The organism is Nocardia bovistercoris (assembly GCF_015674855.1).
In the GTDB taxonomy this organism is placed as follows: domain Bacteria; phylum Actinomycetota; class Actinomycetes; order Mycobacteriales; family Mycobacteriaceae; genus Nocardia; species Nocardia bovistercoris.
This window is the reverse complement of record NZ_JADMLG010000011.1, coordinates 302333-311389: the sequence shown is the minus strand read 5'-3', so window position 1 is coordinate 311389 and position 9057 is coordinate 302333. Positions and strand designations below refer to the sequence as shown.

11 protein-coding genes are annotated in these 9057 nt (G+C 67.1%); 5 read left to right on the top strand and 6 right to left on the bottom strand.

Annotated features, from left to right (window positions below):
- From IT779_RS25670 to IT779_RS25650, 5 genes are all read right to left on the bottom strand, one after another.
- The coding region (locus IT779_RS25670) for an AMP-binding protein (RefSeq protein ID WP_198428910.1) at nucleotides 1-1015 on the bottom strand (1015 nt) is incomplete at its 3' end.
- A 22-nt stretch (nucleotides 1016-1037) separates the two neighbouring features.
- Nucleotides 1038-1838 carry an SDR family oxidoreductase gene (locus IT779_RS25665; protein WP_196151963.1) on the bottom strand — a complete coding sequence of 267 codons (801 nt, stop codon included), beginning with the start codon at nucleotides 1836-1838 and terminating at the stop codon, nucleotides 1038-1040.
- Between the two features lie 63 nt (nucleotides 1839-1901).
- Complete coding sequence (fgd, locus tag IT779_RS25660; RefSeq protein WP_196151962.1) at nucleotides 1902-2948, bottom strand: glucose-6-phosphate dehydrogenase (coenzyme-F420); 1047 nt, start codon at nucleotides 2946-2948, stop codon at nucleotides 1902-1904.
- Between the two features lie 75 nt (nucleotides 2949-3023).
- On the bottom strand, nucleotides 3024-3863 hold the full coding sequence (locus IT779_RS25655) for an LLM class flavin-dependent oxidoreductase (RefSeq protein WP_196151961.1): 840 nt from the start codon (nucleotides 3861-3863) through the stop codon (nucleotides 3024-3026).
- A 34-nt stretch (nucleotides 3864-3897) separates the two neighbouring features.
- Entirely contained in the window at nucleotides 3898-4107 is a 210-nt protein-coding gene (locus IT779_RS25650) for a hypothetical protein (protein ID WP_196151960.1), read from the bottom strand.
- A gap of 237 nt (nucleotides 4108-4344) precedes the next feature.
- Between IT779_RS25650 and IT779_RS25645 the strand changes: the two genes are divergently transcribed.
- Nucleotides 4345-4989, top strand: coding sequence for a DedA family protein (locus IT779_RS25645; RefSeq protein WP_196151959.1), 645 nt, complete (start codon nucleotides 4345-4347; stop codon nucleotides 4987-4989).
- On the opposite strand, the gene IT779_RS25640 is transcribed toward IT779_RS25645, so the two are convergent.
- Nucleotides 4957-5400, bottom strand: a complete 444-nt coding sequence (locus tag IT779_RS25640; RefSeq protein WP_196151958.1) for a type II 3-dehydroquinate dehydratase — start codon at nucleotides 5398-5400, stop codon at nucleotides 4957-4959. The two genes, IT779_RS25645 and IT779_RS25640, sit on opposite strands and share 33 nt — an antisense overlap.
- Nucleotides 5401-5524: 124 nt before the next feature.
- On the opposite strand from IT779_RS25640, the gene IT779_RS25635 reads away from it, so the two are divergent.
- The 4 genes from IT779_RS25635 (at nucleotide 5525) to infA (ending at nucleotide 8968) form a co-directional block, all read left to right on the top strand.
- Nucleotides 5525-6358, top strand: coding sequence for a shikimate dehydrogenase family protein (locus IT779_RS25635; protein WP_196151957.1), 834 nt, complete (start codon nucleotides 5525-5527; stop codon nucleotides 6356-6358).
- Nucleotides 6355-7713, top strand: coding sequence for a cation:proton antiporter (locus IT779_RS25630; RefSeq protein WP_196151956.1), 1359 nt, complete (start codon nucleotides 6355-6357; stop codon nucleotides 7711-7713). The genes IT779_RS25635 and IT779_RS25630 overlap by 4 nt, the downstream gene beginning before the upstream one ends.
- Nucleotides 7714-8156: 443 nt before the next feature.
- Entirely contained in the window at nucleotides 8157-8741 is a 585-nt protein-coding gene (locus IT779_RS25625; RefSeq protein ID WP_232542074.1) for a GNAT family N-acetyltransferase, read from the top strand.
- Nucleotides 8738-8968, top strand: a complete 231-nt coding sequence (gene infA / locus IT779_RS25620) for a translation initiation factor IF-1 (RefSeq protein ID WP_196151954.1) — start codon at nucleotides 8738-8740, stop codon at nucleotides 8966-8968. Before IT779_RS25625 ends, infA begins: the two co-directional genes overlap by 4 nt.
- Nucleotides 8969-9057: the final 89 nt, after the last annotated feature.

The window sequence follows — 9057 nt, the reverse complement described above, 5'->3', positions numbered from 1 at the left end:
GGTCCAGTGGTCGTCCGACGGTGGTTCGGGTGTGTGCTCGGTCGTGGTCGTGGGGTGCGAGCATGGTGAGTACGCCGGTTTCGGTGGTGCCGTAGACCTGGATGAGCACCGGACCGAAAACCTCCCTCGGTCCCGAACTGCCGCTGCAATAGAGCTCGGTGAGGCTGGACAGGTCGGTGCCCGCCCGGTCGGGATGCTCGCCGAGTGCGTACACCTGTGACGGTCCGAGGATGAGGCGACCGATCCGATGCTCGGCGACCGCGCGCAGTACCGCCGCGGCGTCGAAACCGTTGTGCAGCACAACCATTCCACCGGTGACGAGCGTATCTTCGGCGAGAAACACGTCGGTGTGGATGAGCGGTGTCGTGATCAGCAGGCTCGTCGCGGCGCCGACGGCCCTCGGCAGCAGGCACGGCGCCGAGGAGATCATCTCGTTCCTGACACCGAAGGCCCAGCACACGCCATCTCGGCCGCTCGGCAGCCTGACCTGGGTGATGACGGCGATATCGCTGTCGACGACATCGGCACACGCGCCCACCCCGTCCTCGGAACCGGCGCTCAGATCCACGGTATCGGGACCACCGGAACCCAGAACGGCCAGCACCGGCCGAACCCCCGCTTCCGCCGACAACTTACGGGCCCGCACCGCGTTGGCCGGATCCACCGCCAACATCCGCGCACCGAAATCCACGCCGACGGTGCGCCGCAACTCGGTGAGCAACTCGTCGTCGGGTGCGTCCGGATGCACCCAACGCAGATGCGCGGCGGTGGCCCCCACCAGATTGGCCGCCCACTGCAGGATCAGCGTGGCGGCGGTATTGGGCTCGGTCAGCACGGCCACCACATCCGAACGACCGATACCGTGGCGACCCATCACCGCCGCGGCCCGACGCGTCGCCTCGGCCAACTCACCCGCCGACACCGCGACACCGCCACTGACCACCGCGACACGATCGGGATCCGCGTCGAAATGGGTCAACAATTGCTGGACATAATGCACATGCGTGGTACTCATCACCCGGCGTGTTCCTGTTCGATCAGCTGAAGTCTTCGGCGTGGTCCTCGGCCCACTGCCGGAACGAGCGGGCGGGCGCTCCGGTGATCTCCTCGATGGTGGATGTCACGACGCACGGAGCCTTCATCAGTTCGCCCACCGTCCGGATCAGCCTCGGCTCGACCTCCTCCGGCGCCAACTCGACGACATCGATGGACCGCCCGATCGCCGCCCCGATAGCGTCGATGTGTTCCTGCTGGGTCAAACCTTGCGGCCCGGTCAGCCAATACTCCTTTCCGTCGTGCCCGGCGCGGGTCAGAGCCCGGACCGCCACATCGGCGATATCGCGCTCGTGAATCGATGCGGTGCGCAGTTGCAGGAAAGGAATGCGCAACTTCTCCCCGGCCCGGACCGCCTCGGCCCAGCTGAGCTGCTTGGTGGCGAACGTGGTCGGGCGCAGAAAAGTCCACCCGATCCCGGACTCCCGCAACGCCTCCTCCACCACCGAGTGCATCCGCGCACTCCGACTCTTCTGCATGACGGGTTCGACCACCGAAGCCGACGACAGCAGCACCACCTGCGCCACCCCGGCGGCCTCGGCCGCCTTCACGAACTCACCGATACTCTCCGGGTTGGCGTAGAGGAAGACCTTCTCGATACCCTCCAGCGCCGCGGGCAGGGTCTGCGGCACATTCAGATCCAGACCGACCATCTCCACGTCGTCGCGCGACGCACCGGCGCGCGGCGACCGGCTCGTCCCGCGGACCGTGCTTCCGGCGGACAGCAGCCCATCGACCACATAGCCGCCCACGCTGCCGTACGCACCGATGACAAGAACAGACATGTCTCTCCAAAAGGTTGGTTGATCGAAGTTCGGGCGAATCCGGTCGCGGCCCCGCGTGTATTTCTAGCGGACTTCGGCCGGTGAATTCGACTGTCCCACAAGCACGGGAGTCAGACTGCGCAGTCCGGGGAGCACCTGCTCGGCGAAGTTCGTGAGGAACCGCTCCTGATCGTGACCGGGGCCGTGGAAGACCAAGTGGTCGAATCCGGCATCGACGTACTGCTTGATCCGGGTGATCGCCTCGTCCGGGGTGGAGGCGACGATCCAGCGCTTGGCGACCTGCCCGATGGGGAGTTCGTCGGCGGCCTTCTCCATCTCGACCGGATCCTCGAAACCGGCCTTCTGTTCGGCGCTGAGCGACAGCGGCGCCCAGAACCGGCAATTCTCCAGCGCCAGGTCCGGGTCAGGGTCGTAGGAGAGCTTGATCTCGATCATCTTGTCGATGGCGCTGTGATCACGGCCTGTCTGGTCCGCGCCCGCCGCCACGGCGGGCAGGAGCTTCTCGGTGTACAGGTCCATGCCCTTGCCGCTGGTGCAGATGAAACCGTCGCCCGCGCGGCCGACGTACTTGGCCATGACCGGGCCGCCCGCCGCGAGGTAGATGGGGACGGGAGCCTCCGGCCGGTCGTAGATGGATACGGCGGTGGTCTGGTAGTACTGCCCCTCGAACGTGACGCGGTCCTCGGTCCACAGCCGCCGGATCAGCGTCACCGCTTCGCGCAGGCGAGCGAAGCGCTCCTTGAAATCGGGCCAGGTGATGCGGGCGACCGCCACCTCGTTCAGTGCCTCGCCGCTGCCGATGCCGAGTGCGACCCGGCCGGGGTACAGGACCCCGAGGGTGGCGAACGCGTGCGCGACCACGGCCGGGTTGTACCGGAACGTGGCGGTGAGCACGCTGGTGCCGAGTTGGACGCGCTCGGTGCGTTCCCCGACCGCACCGAGCCAGGACAGGGAGAACGGTGCGTGCCCGCCCTCGTGCCGCCACGGTTGCAGGTGATCGCTGATCCAGACGCTGTCCAGGCCGTGACGTTCCGCGCTGACCGCGTACTCGACCAGTTCGCGCGGGGCGAACTGCTCGGCCGATGCCTTGTAACCGATCTTCAGTGCCATGCTCCCAGTAGTAGGGCTCGCTGGGAGGATTCACATCCCCAGATCTGATGGTTGGCGCACGGATAGCCGGCGCCGCTACCGCACCGCGCGGGAGGCGCCGAGCAGGTCGAGTACCGGGGCGAACTGCTCGGCGAACACCGCGTTGATCGTGAAGGACGAGATCCCCGACCGCTCGCGGCGACGCAGTAGTTCATCGGCCATATCCCGCGCGGTCCCGCGCAGGATGCTCAGCGAGTCCCGTTCGACGAGGGTTCGCATGTCGGTCCGCAGCAGACGCGAGATCTGCGGCGGCGCTTCGTCTCCGATGACGTAGATCGGGGCGACGAATTCCAGGTCCGCGCCTCGCTCCCCGGCCTGTTCGCGGATTCGTGCCACCAGCGCGGCGATCTCGTCCCTGGTGGTGAACGGACCCGAGGCGACCGTGATCCGGTCGGCCTTGGCCGCGGCCAGCGCACGAGCCCTCGGGCCGCCCGCGGCGATCAGCACCGGGGTGTGACCGTCGGCTCCGTCGAGGGCGCGCAGTTCGTCGATGGTCTGTTCCACCTGTGTGAGCCGTTGCGCCGCCGAACCAGGGGTGAGGCCGAGCAGTTTCTTCGCGTCCTCGAGGACGAACGGCATCCCCGTTCCGACACCGAGATCGAATCGCCCGCCGCTGAGCACCGACAGCGTGTGGGCATCCCAGGCCGTCATCCGCGGTCCGCGCAGGGGCGCGGCGATCACCCACGTGCCGAGCCGCAATGTCGTCGTCGCCCCGGCTGCCACGGCGAGGGCGGGAAACGGCGACGGCGCCGTCAGCACGTCGGAACTCAGTAGGCTCGTGTACCCGAGGTCTTCGGCCTGCCGGGCTGCCTCCAGCCACTGCTTCCGATCCTTCGGCGCGGCTATCACGGCGAACTCGAACGCCTTGTCGGTCATGACGACACCTTGTCTTTCGTGAGCGGTTCGGTGGCTAGTCGGCAGCGTCGTCGAGAAGCCACAGCCCTTCGATGTTCACCTCGAGCCGCGGCGCGATGAGTATCCGGCGACGCGGATCGTCTCCGTCGTGGGAAATCTGCATGGTGAGGAAGAACAAATCCACCGGAAAGCCGTAGAAGGCGAATCCCGCCGCCGCGGCCGGTCCGGCCCACCAGCGGAAATACTCTCTGAACGAGAAGTTCACTATCTTTCCTCCGCTGTCCGAGAATCGGGGGAGCCTGCTGCCGCTGCGCACTATCGTGGTCACCGCTCGGTTCCGACGACAACTACGCGGTCTCATAGTTTTTCGGCGTTTCCGATGTCCGAGTCGTCGGCGGCGCTGCTCGAAGGTAGGCAATCCCGTCAGGCCGAGTGATCCCGAATCAGCGCGCCCACACCTAGCGTCGGGCAGCACAACGTCGACGATCGGGGCACGAGCACCATGGGTGACATCACCGAAATCCTGGACGGCATCCACGGGCCGCTGCTGTACCTGGCGTTCGCGTTGATCGCCGCGGCATTGTTCTGGTTTCCGATCGGCATGCTGTTTCCGGGTGAGCCCTTGGTGATCCTGGCCGGGTCGTTGGCCGCCGACGGGGAGATATCGCTGCCGGGTGTCTTCGTGCTGATGGTGGCGGCGGGGACGGCAGGCATGAGCCTGGCGTATGTCACAGGGCGGCGATTCGACGGTTGGATTTCGCGCCGCCCGCGCTCGAGGCTGCGGCGAGTGCTCGACCGGGGGGAGAACATTCTGCGCCCGCGCGGCGCCTCGGCCATCATTTCGGTTTCGTGGATCCCGCCGTTGCGAGCGACCCTGCCGGTGCTCGCGGGCGCGACCCGATACCCGTTCCGCCGCTTCCTGGCCTTCAACGTGGCGGGCGCGACGGTGTGGATCGCGGTATTCATGGGCGGCGGCTATGTGGCGGGGCCGCTACTGCTCGGGCACCCACTGCCCATCATCGCGAGCATCATCGTCGTGCTGCTCGTGATAACGGCGACCAAGTGGATTCGGCGGCGGCGAGCGGACAAGGTAGGCGCACCGACCGGTGCACAGCTATCGGTCGGAGCCGAGCAGGTGCAGCAGTGACCGTGCGGCCAGCCGGTACCCGAAGGCGCCGAGGCCGACGACGGCGCCCTGTGCCAGTGCGGCCGTCACCGACTGGTGGCGGAATTGCTCGCGTGCCCAGACATTGCTCAGATGCACCTCGATCCACGGCGGCGGGTAGGAGGCGAGGGCGTCTCGCAAGCTCCATCCCGCGATCATCAGCGCTCCCGGATTGACGATCGCCCCGGCGGTCGAATATCGGTGCGCGTGTAGGGCGCGGATCAGTTCGGCTTCGCTCTCGTCCTGGATCGCGATCACCTTCCAGCCCGCGTCGGCTACTTCGTCGCTCACCGCCGTCACGATGTCGGCCAGCGTGTCGGAGCCGTAGATCTCGGGTTCTCGGTCCCCGAGTATCCCGAGGTTCGGTCCATTCAGGAGCAGTATGTCGGTCATCTGCGCACCTTCTTCCACGGCGACCACGGACAGTTCGGTGGGCCATCGTCGCAACCTGTCCATGGCCCGGACAACTACCCGAACTGACGGTGTTCCGGCCGCTGAGCGTCCGTTTGAATTGGGCATGCCCAATTCCACCCATCCGCTGCGGCGACCGGAGATCGGGGCAGAGACGCGGTTGATCCCGGTCCTGGGGGACCCGATCGCCCAGGTGCGCGCGCCCGCGCTGATGAACGGGTTGCTCGCCGAGCGTGGTGTCGACACCGTGGTGATCCCGGTGCACGCGCGGGCCGAGAACCTGGATTCGGTGGTCCGCGGCCTACAGGCGATCGAGAATGTGCGTGGCCTGCTGATCACCGTGCCGCACAAGATCGACATCTTGCGCCACGCGGCCGTGCACAGCCCGGCCGCGGCGCTCGCGGGCAGCGCGAACGCCTTGCGCCGCGAGCCGGACGGGTCATGGCACGCAGCGAATTTCGACGGCGCGGGCTTCGTGGCCGGACTCGTGGCGCACGGCTTTTCGCCTGCCGGTCGGCAGGTGGCCGTGATCGGTGCGGGCGGGGCCGGTTCGGCCGTCTCGGCGGCGCTGCTGGATGCGGAGGCATCCCGACTGACGGTGTACGACCGTGACGGTGATCGGATGATCGCGATCGTGGACCGGCTCGGATCGAGGTGGCCGGGCCGTGTCGAGGCGGGCGCGGGCCTCGGCGCGGCCGACATCGTGATCAATGCCACCCCACTGGGTTTGGGCCCGACCGACGAACTGCCGTTCGACCCGGCCTGCCTGCGTCCCGGCGCGTTGGTGGCCGACATCGTCATGAGACCGAGACGGACCCGCCTGCTGCGTCTGGCGGAGACGCTCGGACATCCGGTCCACTACGGGGAACCGATGCTCACCCATCAGGTCGAGTTGTACTGCGCCTATTTCGGGCTCGCCGCCGAGGAACTCCGGGCATGACCACGGCTGTCGGCCCCCTCGCGCCGATCCCCGCGCACGGACTCCTGGTCCTGCTGGTTCAGCTGGCCGTGCTGCTGCTGTTCGCCCGTACCTTCGGGAGCCTGGTGGGCAGACTCGGGTGGCCCTCGGTGGTCGGCGAGCTGCTCGCGGGAGTGGTTCTCGGGCCATCGCTGCTGCCACATGTGCTGCCGGCGGTGTCGCGATGGCTGTTTCCGCCGCAGGCCGAACAGCTGCACCTGCTGGACGCGATCGGCCAGGTCGGTGTGTTGATGCTGGTCGGCCTCGCGGCCATGCAACTGGACCTGGGGCAGGTTCGCAGGCGGCTCGGCAGCGCCGCGGTGGTCAGCCTGAGCGGGTTGGTGATCCCGTTGGCGCTCGGCGTCGGGGCGGGCCTGTTCGCGCCGACCCCGTTGCGCCCCGAGCACACCACCCCGACGGTCTTCGCGATGTTCATCGGCATCGCCGTCTGTGTCTCCGCGATCCCGGTGATCGCGAAAACATTGACCGAACTGAACCTCATCCACCGCGATATCGGCCAGTTGATCATGACCGCGGGCATAATCGATGACACGGTCGGCTGGTTCCTGCTGTCGATCGTCACCTCGCTCGCGGCGCACGGTCTGTCCGCGGCGAGCGTCGCATACTCCCTCGGATCCATCGCGGCGGTCATCGTCTGCGCTGTCGTGCTCGGCAGGCCCGTGGCGCGCGTCGTGATGCGCCGAGCCCGGCGCACAGGTATGAACAACGTGCTGAGCACCGTGGTCGTCCTGCTCTTCGCCGCCGCGGCTGCCACTCAATCACTGGGCATGGAAGCAGTTCTCGGGGCTTTCGTCTGCGGCGCCCTGCTCGGCTCCAGCGGCGTCGAGTTGTCGGCGCTGGCCCCGCTCAACAGCGTGGTCGGCAGCGTGCTCGCCCCTGTCTTCTTCGCGACCGCGGGCCTGCGCATGGACCTGTCGAAACTGGTGACGGCCCCGATGCTCATCGCCGCGGCGGCGGCGTTGGCGATCGCGATCGTCGGGAAATTCGCAGGGGCGCTGCTCGGCGGAAGGCTCAGCGGCCTCGGCCGCACCGAGTCGATCGCACTCGGTGCGGGGATGAACGCGCGCGGAGTCATCGAGGTCGTCATCGCGATGGTCGGACTCAGAATCGGTGTTCTCGGCATCGAGGCGTACACGATCCTGATCCTGGTGGCGGTCGTGACCTCCGTGATGGCGCCTCCGATCCTGCGCCGCGCGACCGCAAGGATGGAGGTTTCCGACGTCGAGGCGGCCCGGGCGAGGCGCACCGCCGCACTGACGGGATTCGACCCCACCGCACCGGATCGACACTCGTCCGTGCACGGCGCGTCGGCCTGAATCCGTTGACAACCGGGCTGCCCGCACCGTGGTAAACCCCAGCCGCGCAAGATATTTGCGTGAAACGCAGACCACCGTTAAGCTGTTGTCGACCGTGAAAGCGTTGAAGGAGGTGAGACCCATGAACACAATCACCCATGGGTGCTCCCTCAGTCCGTCACGGTCCGGCGGCTGACGTCCGGTGTCGCGGGGAGTGCCTGAGATCTAGGTACTCTTGGAAAGAGACTCCGATGAATACGAATTCTTTCGTATCCGGCCCGGACGAGCGCGTCGTGTCGATCACGCGTGTCGATCACGGGCAATGGCATGCGATAGACGACCGCTTGGACGCTGTGGTCGGGCGTACATTTTCTGAACACCGTCCCGATGGGCGTTTGTTCGTCAGTATCGATGCTTGGCATGACACCACATTCGACCTCCTGGCCGAGGCGATGGTAGCGGGATTGCCCGCGCCGCTGTACACGGTGGTCGATGAGGCCGACGTCGACTTGACGGCGTGTTGGCGGCGAGCCGGTTTCGCGGTCCGGCGTCGTGAATGGGAATATCTGGTGCCGACCGACCCTCGGGTCACCGGACTGGAGAACGTGGAACTGCCGTCGGATGTGCGGATCGTGCCTGCCGGTGCGGTGGACGAGAGTCTGCTGCGGGCAGTGGATCTGGAGATCCGCGCGGAAGTCGAGGCCACTCTGGGTTGGCAGTCGATGCCCGCGGAGGTGCTCGCTCGTCCCGACGGCGACACCATCGGTGATGTATCGATGTACGCGGTGGCGGCGACGTCGGATCGATACCTGGGTGTGATCCGGGTGGAGACGGTGAACCAGCCGCGTATCGGGTTGGTCGCGGTGCGTGCTGACCAGCACCGCCGCGGTATCGCGCGGGCGCTGCTTGCCCACGCGTTGGGAACGCTGCACCGATCCGGTGTCGGCGAGGTCTGGGCAGAAGTCCATGAGTCGAATCGACCGGCGTCGGCATTGTTCGACGGCCTCGGGATTCGTCCGGTGAACAGCAACGTGGAGTTGGTGCGATGACGAGGATCAAGAGGGGGATCGAACTCGACGGCTTGGTCGTCGAGTGTCTCCGTAGTACGACGTTCAGGGTGGAGCTCGAGAACGGGCACAAGGTTCTCGCGCACATCAGCGGCAAGATCCGCAAGCATTACATCAAGATCTATCTGGGGGACAAGGTAGTTGTGGAGCTCACGCCCTACGACCTGACCCGCGGCCGGATCGTGTTCCGGTATCCCGTTCGCAACTGATCCACCGGTTCGCGGTCGCGGGTGGGGGGGCGGCCCCCCCCCCGCCCCCCCCCCCCCGGGGCCCCCCGGGGCCGCGCGGCCGGGGGGGG